The following is a 13155-nucleotide window of genomic DNA, read 5'->3' as shown; positions in this document are numbered from 1 at the left end:
CCGCGCGGGCCGACGGCGCACCCGCTCCACCGAAAGTAGCAGCAGCAGGAGCGCGTGAGCCGCCACCGCAGCGGGTATGCCGCCGAACCGCTGAACGCGTGAGGGGAAGGCACCGCCATGCTCAGCAAAGAGGATCAGCGCAGGTTCGAACAGATCACCCGTCAGCTCCGGGAGAGCGACCCGGAGTTCTTCGCCCGCCTGGACCATCGGGCCCGGGCCCGTCGCGGCCGGTACCTGATGCTGTTGACCGTCGTGCTGTGGGCCTCGCTGCCGGCGGCGACCGTCCTGGCCGGCCGACCGGCCGGGGCGATCTTCGCGGCGGTGCTGCTGGCCAACGCCGCCGTCATGTGGCGGTTCCGCCGCCGCTGGTGGTAGCCGCCCCGTCGTCGGCGACCTCTGGGCGGTCGGCCTCTGGGCGGTCGGCCTCCGGACGGTCGGCCTCCGGACGGTCGGCCTCCGGACGGTCGGCCTCCGGACGGTCGGCCTCCGGACGGTCGGCCTCCGGACGGTCGGCCTCCGGACGGAACCGGCCGAACTCCCGGTACGCCCGGCCCAGCCGTTCGGTCAGGCCGGGGCCGCCGAGCCCGGCCGCCGGTGCGCCGAGCTGCCGCAGCAGCAGGTCCGGCGCGGCCGCCAGGCTCGGCGGCCGGTCCGGCAGCGGCACCGGCGCGACCCAGAACCGGTCGACCGCGTCGGCGAGCGGCGCGGCGGGCAGCGGGGCGAGCGCCCGCGCGGCGCCGACGGCCGGCACGGCCCGACCGTCGCCCGTGGACGGTGCGCCCGGGCCGTCGGACGTGCGCGCCGCGTCCAGGCCGTCCCCGGTGGACACCGGCGCGGCGGTCCCGCCGCTGCCGTCGTCCCGCCCCGGGTTGGAGTCGTCCCGTGCGGGGCCGGTGGCGGCGCGCAGGGCCCGCAGCCGGTCCAACAAATCGGCGCGGCGGCGGCCCCGCCAGTGCAGCAGCTCGAACGGGTCCGCGTCGAACGCCTCCGCGAGCAGGTAGAACGTCGCGGCCAGGTGCTTGCACGGCACCGCGTGGTCGGGGCAGGAGCAGTGCTGGTCCAGCTCGTCGACGCGGGCCGGGAACAGGGGCGCGCCGGTGGCCGCGAACACCTCCTCCAGCTCGGCCGGCAGGTCGCCGGCGAGCAGCCGGGCGGTGAAGAACGCCTGCGCCGCGAGCGCCGCCTCCAGCCGTTCCCAAAGCGCCGCCGGGAACGGCTCCACCGCGATCCGCACCTGGTAGGGCCGGGGACGCGAGCCCTGCACCCGGGCGGTCACCACGCCGGGGGCGACGTGGAGGTCGAGCACCTGGCCCGCCCGCGCGTACGACCGGCCCCGGGTGAGCCGGGTGCCCAGCGCGAAGGACTCCAGCACCTCCAGGAACCGGCGCGCCCACCAGGACCGGCCGATCGCGCCCCGGGTGCTGCGGGCGCGCAGCCCGCCCTCGACACGACGGGGCGGCCCGTAGTCGGCGAACGGGCCGGTCACTCGACCACCGCCCCGGACTCCAGGGCGAACAGCTCGCGCAGCCGCTCGGTGGACAGCTCGGTGACCCACTGCTCGCCGGTGCCCACCACGGACGCGGCGAGGCTCCGCTTCTCGGCGATCATCGCGGCGACCTTCTCCTCCACGGTGCCGGCGCAGACGAACTTGCGGACCTGCACCCGCCGCCGCTGGCCGATGCGGAACGCCCGGTCGGTGGCCTGGTCCTCCACCGCCGGGTTCCACCACCGGTCGACGTGCACGACGTGGTTGGCGGCGGTGAGGGTGAGCCCGGTGCCGCCGGCCTTGAGGGAGAGCACGAACAGCGGCGGCCCCGCAGCCGACTGGAACCGGGTCACCATCGCGTCCCGGTCGGCCTTGCCGACCCCGCCGTGCAGGAACAGCACCTCGCGGCCGAACCGGGCCGAGAGGTGGCCGCGCAGCATCCCGCCGAACTCGGCGTACTGGGTGAACAGCAGGGCCTTCTCCCCCGCCGCGAGCACCTCGTCGAGGATCTCCTCCAGCCGGGCCAGCTTGCCGGAGCGGCCGGGCAGGGCGGAGCCGTCGTGCAGGAGCTGGGCGGGATGGTTGCAGACCTGCTTGAGCCGGGTCATCGCCGCCAGCACCAGGCCGCGCCGCTCGATGCCGTCGGTGGACTCGATGCGGGCCAGCATGTCGTCCACCACCGCCCGGTAGAGCGCCGCCTGCTCGGCGGTGAGGTTGCACAGCACCTCCATCTCCAGCTTCTCGGGCAGGTCGGAGATGATCGAGGAGTCGGTCTTGAGCCGGCGCAGCACGAACGGGCCGGTCATCCGGCGCAGCCGCTCGGCGGCGTCGGCGTCGCCGTGCCGCTCGATCGGTTCGGCGTACGCCTTGCGGAAGCTGGCGGCCGGGCCGAGCAGGCCGGGGTTGGCGAACTGCATGATGGACCACAGGTCGGCGAGCCGGTTCTCCACCGGCGTGCCGGTGACCGCGATCCGGTGCCGGGCCGGCAGCGCCCGCACGGCCTCCGCCTGCCGGGTCGAGGCGTTCTTGATCGCCTGGGCCTCGTCGACGACGACCCGGTGCCAGTCGATGCCGGCGAGGTCGACCGCGTCGCGGGCGGCCACCGAGTAGGTGGTGAGGACCAGGTCCGCCGCGTGCACGGCCGCGGCGAAGTCGTCGCCGCGCGCCCGCTCGGCACCGTGATGCACGTGCACGCGCAGCTTCGGGGTGAACCGGGCGGCCTCCCGCTGCCAGTTGCCGACCAGCGACATCGGACAGACCAGCAGGGTCGGGCCGGCGTCCGGCGGGTCCCCGGCGAGCAGCGCGAGCAGCTGCACCGTCTTGCCCAGCCCCATGTCGTCGGCGAGCACCCCGCCCAGGCCGAGCGACTGGAGGAACGCCAGCCAGGCCAGCCCGCGCCGCTGGTACGGCCGCAGCGTCCCGGCGAAGGCCGGCGGCGGGTCCAGCGGGACGAGGCGGCGCTCGGCCTGCCCGGCGAGCAGCTCGCCCAGCGCGCCGTCGGCGACGACCTCCAGCACCGGCAGCGTGTCGGCGGAGTCGGCCTCGGCCAGCCCGAGCCGCAGCAGGTCGGCCACCGTCAGCTCGCCCGCCGAACGCAGCAGCCGCAGCCCGGCGGCCAACCGCCCCGGGTCCAGCTCGACCCAGCGCCCGCGCAGCCGCACCAGCGGGGTCTTCAGCTCCGCCAGCGCGGCCAGCTCGGCGGCGGAGATCGACTCGTCGCCGAGGGACACCTCCCACCGGTAGTCGACCAGGGCGTCCAGGCCGAACCCGCCGTCGGCGGCGGCGACCGTGCCGGGGGCCGTACGGCTGCGCGCCTGCAACCGCGCGCCCAACCGCGCCGACGGCCGCCGCCACCAGCCGGGCAGCAGCACCCCGAACCCGGCGGCGTGCAGCACCGGCGCGCCCTCGCGCAGGAACCGGTGCGCGCCCTCGACGTCCAGCTCCAGCGCCTCCGGCGTCGCAGTACGCAGAGCGGTGTCCAGCTCGGGCCAGAGCCGGCTGGCCCGGCCCAGCTCCGCGAGCAGGGTCTCCTGTGGCGAGTCGAGCCGGCCGGCGAGGCCGGGCGGGGTACGCGGGGACCGCCAGACGTCCCCGGCGTCCACGACCAGTCCCGGCTCGTCGGCGGCCTGGAGCCCGAACTCCACCCGCCAGCGCCCGGCGTCGGAGCCGGTCTCCGCGCCGCCGCCCGGACCACCGGCGTCGTCGCCGGCGGTGACAGCGGTGGCGGTGGCCGTGGCAGCGGCGGCGGTGGCAGCGGTGGTGACGACGGAGGTGGCGGTGGCAGCGGTCGGGTCCAGCGCGGCGGCCAGGGCGTCGGCGACCGGGTCGACGGCTGGCTCCACCAGGCGGAAGCTGGCCCGGACCGCGCCGCCGGCCGCGTCCCGCTGCCAGTCGTCCAGCTCGGCGCGGAGCGCGGCGAGGGCGGCCCGCTCGGCGGCGAACCCGCCGTCCGGCGCGGTGAGCGCCGCCAGCCAGGCCGGCACCGCGCCGCTTCGGCGGCCGCCCTGGGTCAGCACGGTCCGGGTCAGCGCCGCCCGCGCGGCGGCGTCGGTGAGCGCGTCGAGGGCGTCGGCGACCAGTTCCCCGGCCGGCACGTCGGCGGCAGCGGCCCGCCCGGCCGGGGGCAGGGCGAGGGCGAGCGACCGGGCCCAGGCGGCGTCGGCGCCGGTGAGCAGGGGCCGCCACACCGCCCGAGCCCCCACCTCGCCGGCCCGACCCGGGCCGGCGGCGCGCACCCCACCCGCCCCGGTTCCCGGATGCCGGGCGGCCCGACCGGCGAGCCGCGGCGCACCGGCGGTGTGCGGCGCGGCGGAGGCACCGTCGAGTGGGCGGAAGGCGGTCGGTCGGGGCTCGGGTGCTCCGGCCACGCCGGGCAGGACCCGGCCCCGGCGGACCAGGTCGACGGCGAACCCGGCCAGCTCCGCGAGGTGCCGCAGCGTCGCGCCGGGCACCCCGGCCCGGTCACCGGCACCGCGCAGCAGCGCGAGCGCGTCCGCCGGGGCGTACCGGAGGGCGGGAGCGCGCCAGCCGGCGAGGGTGACCGGCCCCCGGACCGGTTCGGCGACGGCCGGGCGGACCAGTTCCGGGGAGTCGGCCGGCGAGCCGGCCCGGGTGGGCAGGCGCAGCAGCACCGACCCGGGCTCGGCGGGAGCCGGGGCCTGCGGTCCCGTGCTCTGTGGCGGTGCGCTCGGCGACCCCGGGCGCTGTGGCCCGGCGCTCGCCGGGCGGGCCGAGGGGGTGCCGGTCCGCGGCACGGCGCTCGCCAGGGCGGCGGCGAGGGCCGCGTGGTCGGCGGCGAACGGGTGGGGGCGCTCGCGGGGGGCCCGGCCCGGCCGGCGGGGCGCCTGCGGGGGCAGGGCACTGTCCTCCGCCCAGACGACGAGCCCCGCGCCGGGCAGCCACGCCCCGTGGACGACCAGCACCGCTCCCCCTCCGCCGACGACCCCCGAGGATAGCCGGGCCCGGCGGTGCCACCGGGGCACCCGTGGTCAGATCGCGCCGGTGGCGCCGTCGGTCAGCTCGCGCAGGATGTCGGCGTGGCCGGCGTGCCGGGCCGTCTCCTCGATCATGTGGGTCAGGATCCAGCGCAGGGAGACCTCGCCGAGCTGCGGCTGCGGCACCACGTGGTCGAGGTCGAAGCGCGCCGCTACCTCCCGGGACCGGGCGCACGCCCGCTCGTAGTCGGCCACCAGGGACTCGACGGTGTCGGACCCGTCGAGGGTGAAGCTGTCCGCCGCATCCGCCTCGCCGGTGACGTGGACATCGCCCGGCCCGGGGGCGAGCAGGGCCGGGAACCAGTTCCGCTCCACCAGCGTCAGGTGCTTCACCAGGCCGGCGAGGGTGGTGCGGGAGGGCACCAGCCGGCGACGCGCGTCGGCGTCGGAGAGCCCGGCCACCTTGCGCAGCACGATGCCCCGGTGGAAGTCGAGGAAGGATTCGAGCACCGCGCGCTCGTCGCCGGTGCGCGCCAACACGGGGCCGAGGGTCGGGTCGATCTTGATCTCCGCCATCCCCGCACCCTACTTGTCCGATTCTGGTCGCGCTGTCCCGCGCACGCGGCCCCCGTCGGGCGTAGATCTCGGTACGAATGTGCCCCCAGAGGAGCCGAAATCACCAAGATCTCCGGGGGACGGCCCGGCGGGGCGTCCGGCGCCGGGGCAGGATGGGCCCATGGCAGCAACGGCAGAGATCCCGCTGACGGGCGGCACCGCCGACGGGCAGACGGTCAGGGTGGAGCTGGACAGCAACGGCCGGCCGCCGCTGACCCACCACCACCTCGGCGGGCACGGGCTGGCCGAGGCCGAGATCTACGAGTTGGAGTCGACCGTCGGCGGGGACCCGGGGTGGCTCTACCGGTGGCGGGGGCCGGCCGTCTGACCCGCCGGCCACCCCTGCGACGACGTCGCGGCGGGCCGACCCGGCCAGCCTCACCGTCAGGTCACGCGACTCGGGTCAGGCCGCCCCGGCGCGGGTCAGGGTCCGCGAGCGCAGGCTCTCCAGCACCGCACCCGTGACCTGGGAGGTGCCCCGGGCCTGCTCGCAGACCTCCGCCACCCGGCGGGCGGTCTCCGCGGCGCGCGCCTGCCGCTCGTCCCACAGGCGGTCGACCTCGGCCAGCAGCGGCCCCTCGACCTCGCGTTCCACGCCGCGCAGCGCGGGCACGCCGAGCCGCTGGGCGAGGTCGAAGACCTTCCCGGCGTACGGCAGGGGCAGGAACGGGGTGCCGACCATCGCCGAGAAGATCAGGAAGTGCAGTCGCATGCCGACGGCGAGGTCGAAGTGCCGCATCAGCCCCAGCACCTGCCGGGGCGAGTAGTCGCCGTGCAGGATGCGGCCCCGGTCGGCGGCCGTCATGTGCGACATCACGCCGTGCGAGTGCCGGATGTCGTCGCGTTCCATCGGCACGAAGAGCACGTGGGCGTCGATCCGGTGGATGAGGAAGTCGGCGATCTGGGCGATCAGCCGGTGGTAGCCGTCGACGTCGAGCCGCTCGGCGGCCCGGCCCGGCTCCCGCACGCTGAGCCCCACCAGCCGCTTGCCGTTCGGCACGCCCTCCTCGCGCAGGAGGTGCTCAGGGAACTCCTCTGGCTCCAGCAGGAACGCGGGGTCCGCGGTCACCGTGATCGGGTTGAGCAGTCCGGCCTCCTCCAGCACCATCCGGGACTCCTGGTCCCGCACGGTGACCTCGGTGGCGCCGGCCAGGGTCTCCCGCACCATGCCCGTGTCCACCCCGTCGCTGAGCGGACCCACCCCGACCGCGTACGTGAGCAGGGGCAGCCCCCGCTCCTGGGCGACCCGCACGACCCGCAGGTAGCGGCGCGCCTCCCGGTCGTAGAGGATGCCGCCGCCGCCGAGGATCAGCAGGTCCAGCTCGGCCAGCACCTCGGCCGAGTCGACCCGGCTGACCCCCTCCCACGGCACCGCCTCGACGTCCGGGTGGGCCCGGGCGGTGTGTGCCGGATTGCGGGAGAAGACGATGATCCGCGCGTCGGGCTCGTGCGAGCGCAGGTCGGCCAGCAGTCCGCTCAGGATCGCCTCGTCGCCGAGGTTGCGACCGCCGTACGAGCCGAGCACGCCGATCGTCGGTGCGGTGCGGTCCCTCATTGGTCTCGCTCCTCCCCGCAGGATGCGCGTTCCGGGTGGGTTTCCCGCTGGCTGCGGGGGCACACGTCCCGTTCCGCGAGGGGTCGGCGCGGTCCTGCGCGGGGTCAGCGCGGCGGTGGCAGCGGCTTGACCATCTGCTGGGCGGTGACCCGGAAGCCGAGGCTGTCGTAGAGCCGGATCGCCACGGTGTTGTGCCCGAACACGTTCAGCCCGAGCCGGTCGACGCCGAGCCGGGCGAGTTCGGCCTCGGCGAGCCCGATCATCCGCCGCGCGTGCCCTCGTCCCCGGTGGGCGGGGTGCACCTCGATGTTGTGGATCCAGGCCATCGTCGGCCGGTCGGCGTCGGGCAGGGTGAGCCAGATCCAGCCGACCTCCTCGCCGTCGACCAGGGCCACCCGCAGCAGGACGCCCGGGCTGGCCACCCCGGCGGGCAGCAGCCGGCCGATCTGGGCCAGCGCCTCGGCCCGGGCCGCCTCCAGCGACAGTCCCCGGGCCTCGGCGAGGTTCTCGGCGTACGACTGTTCGAGCCCGACCCGCAGGCGGGCGAGCTGGTCGTCGGTCATCGGGGCGAGGGTGAGCGGCACGCGGCTCCTTCGGTTTCTTCGGGACGGCCGGGGGCGCGCCGCCCGCCGGGCCCGGGCGGGCCGCCGTCAGTCGCCGGCGGCCCCGGGTCGCGGGGCGGCGCCGCCGACGAGGCGGGACACCAGGGCGGAGACCACCTCGTCGGCGTCGAAGCCGGCGTCGATCGACGTGGTGAGCAGGTCGAGCAGCAACCCGTCCACCGCATAGTGGAGCAGGGCGATCTCGAACGCGCCACCCGGTAACCCGGCGGCGGCGTGGAAGGCGACGTCGTCGGCGTACCCCCGGCGGAGCACCTCGGCCAGGCCCCGGCCCAGCTCGGGGTGGCGGGCCGCCTCCAGCCGCAGCTCGATCAGCGCCCGGGTGACGTACGGCTCGCGGGTGGTGCGCTCGACGATGTAGCGGACGTAGTCGGTGGTGAGGTCGACCGAGGGCTCGCGGGCGGCGAGCCGGGCGAGGACGGCCTCGTCGGGGGCGTACCGCTCGAAGACCCGCTCGCCGAGCGCGCCGAGCAGCGCGTCGCGGGTGGGGAAGTAGTTGGAGGCGGTGCCGGTGGGCACGCCCGCCTCGGCGTCGACGGCGCGGTGGGTGAGGCCCCGCGCTCCGGCGGCGGCGAGCACGCGCAGCCCGGCGTCGGCGAGCAGGGCGCGTCGTTGGGGGTTCCGGGCCATGGTGCACACGGTAGCAACATCCACGACAGGTGTAGTACGTTCCAACCACGACAACAGTAGTGGTTGATGGGAGTCCCCTTGCGCAAGCTCGTGTACTACGTGGCCAGCACCCTCGACGGCTTCATCGCGGCCCCCGACGGGTCCTACGACTTCCTCCCCCTGGAGCCGGACGTCGCCGCCCACCTCACCGCCGGATGGCCGCAGACCTTCCCCACGTTCAGCCACCCGCAGCTCGGCATCGACCGGCCCACCGGCCGCTTCGACACGGTGCTGATGGGCCGCGCCACCTACGATCCGGCGCTGCGCGCCGGCATCACCAGCCCGTACGCCCACCTGCGGCAGTACGTCTTCTCCCGGTCGCTGCCCCCGTCGGCCGGCACCGGGCCGGAGGTCGTCGCCGGCGACCCGGTGGCCTTCGTCCGCGAGCTGAAGGGGCGGCCCGGGGGCGACATCTGGCTCTGCGGCGGCGGGCAGCTCGCCGGCCAGCTCCTGCCCGAGGTGGACGAGCTCGTCGTCAAGCTGCACCCGGTCGTGGCCGGCAGCGGCATCTCGCTGGCCACCCGGGGCTTCGCGGCGCACCGGTTCACGCTGACCGGCACGCGGGCGTTCGACAGCGGCCTGGTCCTCCTGCACTACGCCGCCGCGCCGGCCCCCGCGCCCGTCCCCGCCCCGCCGTCCTCGGCCCCGTCGGCTTCGTCGGGCGTCACTGTGGAGGGCGCACCGGGGCGGTGAGGAACGGCAGCACGGCGGCGGGCAGCGCGGGCGAGTCGAGCATCTCGTAGTGGGTCAGGCCCGGCAGGACGGCCAGCCGCGACGCGGGACGACCGCTGCCGTCCCAGCCGGCGTCCCGGTGGCCGCCGCCGAGCAGCCCGAAGAACTCCGCCACGTGGCCGGTCGGGACCGAGTCGGCGTCGGCGAAGACCAGCAGGGTCGGCTTCGCCAGGGCGGCGACCTGCGCCGACCAGTCGTAGTCGCGGCGCAGCAGCTCCCCCGTCTTCGCCCACAGCGCCGGCCAGTCCTGCGGGCGGGGGGCTACCCGGGCGTACCGCTCGTGCGGCGGGGTGCCGCGCATCCGCTCCCCCGTCGCCGCGTCCTGGGCCGCCATCGCGGCCAGCACCTCCGGATACCATCCCCCGCTGCGGCACGGCGCGGAGACCACCACGAGGCGGCGCACCAGCGCGGGATGCTGGACCGCCATCCGCAGCGCCACCCCGCCGCCCAGCGAATAGCCCAGCACGTCGGCCTCGCCGAGGCCCAGGTGGCGGATCAGCGCGGCGACGTCGTCGGCCATCGTCTCGAACCGCAGGGGGCGGTCCACGTCGGCGGTGCGGCCGTGCCCCTGGAGGTCCACCGTCACCACCCGCCGCCGGCCGGCGAACGCCGGCAGGATCGGGCCGAACGACTCCGCCGTGCCGTAACCCCCGTGCAGCAGCACCAGCGGGCGGCCCGAGCCGCGCACCTCGTGCCACAGCCGCAGGCCGTTGACCTCCGCGTAGCTCACCCCGGCCACCTCCGGCTCCGTCCGCCCCTCCCGCTCCCGATCCGACCCCGGCGGCACGCCGGCCCGGCCCGGAAGAACTTCTCCGCGATTTTCTGTTGGCGTCCCGGCCCCTCGTGTCTCCCACCGGTGTCAACGCGCCAACCCTCGGCCGGACACCCGCCGCGCCGAGCTTTCCCGACAAGGGGTCAGACACATGCGAGAAGGATCGAACCGGAGCCGCTGGACGCGTCGCACGGCCGCCGTGGGCGGGGCGACGCTGAGCGCGCTCGTGCTCGGCCAGTTGGCCCTCACCGGGCCCGTGGCGGCGGTGCCCGGCCTGAGCCTCAGGACGACCACCGGGCCGAGCAACTCCGTCGCGAAGTCGCAGGCCGCCACCTGCCCGGCGGGCACCACCGTCATCGGGGGCGGCGGCGCGGTCACCGGCTCCGGCCTCGGGCAGGTCGGCATGGACATCATGCGTCCGCTGGTCGGCGGCGGCGCGTTCTCGGTGACCGGCCGCGAGGACGGCAACGGCGTCGCCGGCGACTGGGCGGTCACCGCCAGCGCGGTGTGCGCCCCGGCCCCCAGCGGCCTGGTCACCGTCTCCGGCAGCTCCGCGCCCAGCCTCGGCACGAGCAACTGGTTCGAGAAGTCCTGCCCCGCCGGCAAGCACGCCATCGGGGTCGGCGGCGCGGTCGTCGGGGCGTCGAACAGCGAGGTGATCCTGGAGGACCTGCGCATCCAGCAGAGCAGCGTCGTGGTCGCCGGCGCCGAGGACGACACCGGCTTCGCCGGCACCTGGTGGCTCGACGCCACCGCCATCTGCGCCGACCCGCTCCCCGGCGAGCAGCGCGTCGTCGACGACAGCGCCTACAGTTCCGCCGCCGTCCAGTCGGTGGTGGTTACCTGCCCCGCCGGCACGCGCGTGCACGGGGTGGGCGGCGAGATCGTCGGCGGCGAGGGCCAGGTGCGCCTGACCGAGATGCGGGCCACCTCCTCGACCACGGTGACCGTCCGGGCCATGGAGGACGAGAACGGGTTCAGCAGCAACTGGAAGGTGCGCGCGTACGCGGTCTGCGCGAACTGACCCGCCCGCGGCGGGCCGCCGGTCACCCCGGCGGCCCGCGCCGTCGTGGCGGCGGGCAGGTAAACCGCTTGCCGTACGCCGTGGTCGCGGCACGATGACGGGTGGACCCGCCGTCCGACGGCGTCGTGACTTCGTCCACCAACCGGGGAGCAGCACACCATGACGGGCAAGACGTACCAGGTCATCGTGCGCGGCAGGTTCGCGCCGCTCGACGCCGGGCAGCGGGCCGCGCTGCTCGCCCGGGCCGACGAGCACGACGTGTTCGCGGCGCGGTTCACCGAGGAGGGCACGGTGACCTACGAGCGTGCCCTCCTCGGGTTCACCTTCCGCTGCGTCGTCCGGGCCACGGCCGACGACGCCGAGGACGTGGTGACCGGCCGGGCGGAGGCCCTCGCCGCAGCCGCCGTCCGGGGGCTGGGCGCGGGCCACCGCGACCTCACGTCGGTGGCGACGGACCTCGACAGCATCAAGGTCCGCCAGCGGGGCCGCTGACCGCGACGACGGTCGTCACGACCCGGCCCGCTCCGAGGCGACCGGAGCGGCGAAGAACTCGGCGAGCGCGTCGACCAGGTGGCGCGGGGCACGGTTGAGCGCGTCGTGACCCGCGCGCGGCACCACCAGGGTGCGGGCGTGCGGCAGGGCCCCCGCCAGGGCCTCGTTGGTCGGCCGGTAGTAGGGCGGCCCGGCCCCGCCGCAGGCGAGCAGCACCTCGGCGTCGACGCCGGCCCACTGCTCGGGCGGGCCGTCGTGGCGGAAGATCAGCGTGGTCTCGTCGAGGGTGGTGGGCAGCAGCTCGGCCATGGTGCGCCCGATGGGCGTACGGATGAACAGCCGGCACATGGCGACCTGGAGGCCCAGCGGCAGGCGCGACGTGGCCGACTGGGTGTTGAGGCCGGCGCCGGTGAGGGCCATCGCGCGGGCGAGGTCGCCGGCCCGCGCGGCGTCCCGGGCGGCCGGCAGCCACGCGGCCGGGAACCGGCCGTCGACCTGGACCGCCGCGTCGTAGAGGGCGAGCCGGCCGATCGGCAGCCGCCGCGCGGCGGCGCGCAGGGCGATGAAGCCGCCGCCGCTGTGGCCGATGACGTTGCGGGCCCCGGTGTGGGTCAGCAGCGCCGCGAGGTCGTCGATGTCCTGCTCGCCGTCGTAGGGCTCGGCGCGGGCGGCCGCGTCGGCCCGGCCCCGGCGGTTGTAGAGGTGCACGGTGAAGCGGTCCGCCAGCCGGTCGGCCAGCCGTCGGTAGATCTCGATGGTGACACCGCCGCCGTGCACGACGACGATGCCCGGCCCGACGCCGGTGGAGTGGAGCACGATCTCGGCCCCGTCGGCTGCGGGCACCCGTTGCACGGTCCAACTCTGTTCCACGTCACCCTCCCCTAAACCGCGAACGTCGTTCGCAGTTTAGAGTGTAGCGGTGACCTCATCCGCCGAACCAGTGCGGCCGTCGATCTGGTCCCGCCCGACCCGGGGCACCCGGGGCCCGGCGCCGACGCACACCCGGGACGAGATCGTGGCCGCGGCGATCGCGGTGGCGGACGCCGTCGGCATCGGCGCGGTCTCGATGCGGGCCGTCGCCACCGCGCTCGACACCGGCGCGGGATCGCTCTACCGCTACCTGACCTCCCGCGACGACCTGCTCGACCTGATGGCCGACCGGGCGGCGGGCGAGCTGCGCCCCTACCCGGAGGCCACCGGCGACTGGCTGGACGCGATGCTGCGCATCGCCCGCCGGCAACTGGAGCTGTACCGCAGGCACCGGTGGCTGGTGGAGATCCTGCCCCGGCCGACCGCCTTCGGCCCGGAGAGCCTGGCCTTCTTCGATCACTGCCTGGCCGTCCTGCGACCGGTGCCGGCGGCGGCCACCACCAAGTTCGAGGCGATCGCCATGACGACCGGCGTGGTGTCGCTGTTCGCCCGCAGCGAAGCCGCCGGCCCGCCGGCCCGCCTCGACGGGATCGACCTGGCGGCGTTCCCCCACCTGGCCGCCGCCCTCACCGCGCCGCAGGCGCCGCCGGCACAGCGCGACCTCTTCGAGGCGACCGTACGCGGCGTCCTGCGCGGACTGCTCGGCCACGCCGGGGGGCCTGAGGGGCAGCCCGGAAGCTGAGCCGGGGCGCAGCGGGCCGCCGGCCCGTCGCCGGCCGGCCTCGGCTCGCACCGTTCAGCCCTGTCGCCGCCATCTTGCCGCGCCATCGACAACGCCCTATGGTTACCGGAAAGCGCTTTCCCCTACCGGTGCTCATGATTGAAA

At 76.1% G+C, this 13155-nt stretch carries 14 protein-coding genes; 6 read left to right on the top strand and 8 right to left on the bottom strand.

All coding sequences use genetic code 11. The features are described from left to right. Positions 1 to 117: 117 nt before the first annotated feature. Positions 118 to 375 carry a DUF3040 domain-containing protein gene (locus tag HDA31_RS06240; RefSeq protein ID WP_043967006.1) on the top strand — a complete coding sequence of 86 codons (258 nt, stop codon included), beginning with the start codon at positions 118 to 120 and terminating at the stop codon, positions 373 to 375. Here HDA31_RS06240 and HDA31_RS06235 read toward each other — a convergent pair. The 3 genes from HDA31_RS06235 to HDA31_RS06225 form a co-directional block, all read right to left on the bottom strand. Continuing rightward, positions 344 to 1486: an SWIM zinc finger family protein gene (locus HDA31_RS06235; RefSeq protein ID WP_219824944.1), complete on the bottom strand. Its 1143-nt coding sequence runs from the start codon at positions 1484 to 1486 to the stop codon at positions 344 to 346. The genes HDA31_RS06240 and HDA31_RS06235 overlap by 32 nt on opposite strands. Beyond that, positions 1483 to 4908, bottom strand: coding sequence for a DEAD/DEAH box helicase (locus tag HDA31_RS06230; protein ID WP_178065971.1), 3426 nt, complete (start codon positions 4906 to 4908; stop codon positions 1483 to 1485). Before HDA31_RS06230 ends, HDA31_RS06235 begins: the two co-directional genes overlap by 4 nt. A gap of 66 nt (positions 4909 to 4974) precedes the next feature. Further along, positions 4975 to 5496: a DinB family protein gene (locus HDA31_RS06225; RefSeq protein WP_178065972.1), complete on the bottom strand. Its 522-nt coding sequence runs from the start codon at positions 5494 to 5496 to the stop codon at positions 4975 to 4977. Between the two features lie 160 nt (positions 5497 to 5656). On the opposite strand from HDA31_RS06225, the gene HDA31_RS06220 reads away from it, so the two are divergent. Then, complete coding sequence (locus tag HDA31_RS06220) at positions 5657 to 5863, top strand: DUF8847 domain-containing protein (protein ID WP_178065973.1); 207 nt, start codon at positions 5657 to 5659, stop codon at positions 5861 to 5863. A 75-nt stretch (positions 5864 to 5938) separates the two neighbouring features. Here HDA31_RS06220 and HDA31_RS06215 read toward each other — a convergent pair whose 3' ends face one another. The 3 genes from HDA31_RS06215 to HDA31_RS06205 all read right to left on the bottom strand — a co-directional run bounded on the left by HDA31_RS06215 (position 5939) and on the right by HDA31_RS06205 (position 8340). After that, positions 5939 to 7090, bottom strand: coding sequence for a polysaccharide pyruvyl transferase family protein (locus tag HDA31_RS06215; protein ID WP_178065974.1), 1152 nt, complete (start codon positions 7088 to 7090; stop codon positions 5939 to 5941). 104 nt (positions 7091 to 7194) lie between these two features. Continuing rightward, positions 7195 to 7674, bottom strand: a complete 480-nt coding sequence (locus tag HDA31_RS06210; protein WP_178065975.1) for a GNAT family N-acetyltransferase — start codon at positions 7672 to 7674, stop codon at positions 7195 to 7197. A 66-nt stretch (positions 7675 to 7740) separates the two neighbouring features. Then, positions 7741 to 8340, bottom strand: a complete 600-nt coding sequence (locus tag HDA31_RS06205) for a TetR/AcrR family transcriptional regulator (RefSeq protein ID WP_074474713.1) — start codon at positions 8338 to 8340, stop codon at positions 7741 to 7743. Between the two features lie 66 nt (positions 8341 to 8406). Here HDA31_RS06205 and HDA31_RS06200 point away from each other — a divergent pair, with 66 nt between their 5' ends. Further along, entirely contained in the window at positions 8407 to 9072 is a 666-nt protein-coding gene (locus tag HDA31_RS06200; protein ID WP_178065976.1) for a dihydrofolate reductase family protein, read from the top strand. On the opposite strand, the gene HDA31_RS06195 is transcribed toward HDA31_RS06200, so the two are convergent. Continuing rightward, the gene (locus HDA31_RS06195; protein WP_178065977.1) at positions 9044 to 9841 is read right to left on the bottom strand and encodes an alpha/beta fold hydrolase; all 798 of its coding nucleotides are present in this window, start codon (positions 9839 to 9841) and stop codon (positions 9044 to 9046) included. The two genes, HDA31_RS06200 and HDA31_RS06195, sit on opposite strands and share 29 nt — an antisense overlap. Before the next feature lie 193 nt (positions 9842 to 10034). Here HDA31_RS06195 and HDA31_RS06190 point away from each other — a divergent pair, with 193 nt between their 5' ends. After that, positions 10035 to 10907: a hypothetical protein gene (locus HDA31_RS06190; RefSeq protein WP_178065978.1), complete on the top strand. Its 873-nt coding sequence runs from the start codon at positions 10035 to 10037 to the stop codon at positions 10905 to 10907. Positions 10908 to 11066: 159 nt separating this feature from the next. Further along, positions 11067 to 11399 carry a DUF6204 family protein gene (locus HDA31_RS06185; protein WP_178065979.1) on the top strand — a complete coding sequence of 111 codons (333 nt, stop codon included), beginning with the start codon at positions 11067 to 11069 and terminating at the stop codon, positions 11397 to 11399. A gap of 15 nt (positions 11400 to 11414) precedes the next feature. On the opposite strand, the gene HDA31_RS06180 is transcribed toward HDA31_RS06185, so the two are convergent. Further along, positions 11415 to 12269, bottom strand: coding sequence for an alpha/beta fold hydrolase (locus HDA31_RS06180; RefSeq protein ID WP_178065980.1), 855 nt, complete (start codon positions 12267 to 12269; stop codon positions 11415 to 11417). A gap of 49 nt (positions 12270 to 12318) precedes the next feature. On the opposite strand from HDA31_RS06180, the gene HDA31_RS06175 reads away from it, so the two are divergent. Beyond that, entirely contained in the window at positions 12319 to 13011 is a 693-nt protein-coding gene (locus HDA31_RS06175) for a TetR/AcrR family transcriptional regulator (protein WP_178065981.1), read from the top strand. The last annotated feature ends 144 nt before the right edge of the window (positions 13012 to 13155 follow it).

It is taken from the genome of Micromonospora carbonacea, assembly GCF_014205165.1.
GTDB lineage: Bacteria > Actinomycetota > Actinomycetes > Mycobacteriales > Micromonosporaceae > Micromonospora > Micromonospora carbonacea.
The sequence above is the reverse complement of the archived record's forward strand: the minus strand, read 5'-3'. Positions and strand labels throughout refer to the sequence as shown.

Bases quoted from the DNA above. Each gene is read 5' to 3' on its own strand.
- HDA31_RS06215 (WP_178065974.1), bottom strand. From the start codon at position 7,090: ATGAGGGACCGCACCGCACCGACGATCGGCGTGCTCGGCTCGTACGGC.
- HDA31_RS06205 (WP_074474713.1), bottom strand. From the start codon at position 8,340: ATGGCCCGGAACCCCCAACGACGCGCCCTGCTCGCCGACGCCGGGCTG.
- HDA31_RS06185 (WP_178065979.1), top strand. From the start codon at position 11,067: ATGACGGGCAAGACGTACCAGGTCATCGTGCGCGGCAGGTTCGCGCCG.
- HDA31_RS06240 (WP_043967006.1), top strand. From the start codon at position 118: ATGCTCAGCAAAGAGGATCAGCGCAGGTTCGAACAGATCACCCGTCAG.
- HDA31_RS06190 (WP_178065978.1), top strand. From the start codon at position 10,035: ATGCGAGAAGGATCGAACCGGAGCCGCTGGACGCGTCGCACGGCCGCC.
- HDA31_RS06200 (WP_178065976.1), top strand. From the start codon at position 8,407: ATGGGAGTCCCCTTGCGCAAGCTCGTGTACTACGTGGCCAGCACCCTC.
- HDA31_RS06225 (WP_178065972.1), bottom strand. From the start codon at position 5,496: ATGGCGGAGATCAAGATCGACCCGACCCTCGGCCCCGTGTTGGCGCGC.
- HDA31_RS06220 (WP_178065973.1), top strand. From the start codon at position 5,657: ATGGCAGCAACGGCAGAGATCCCGCTGACGGGCGGCACCGCCGACGGG.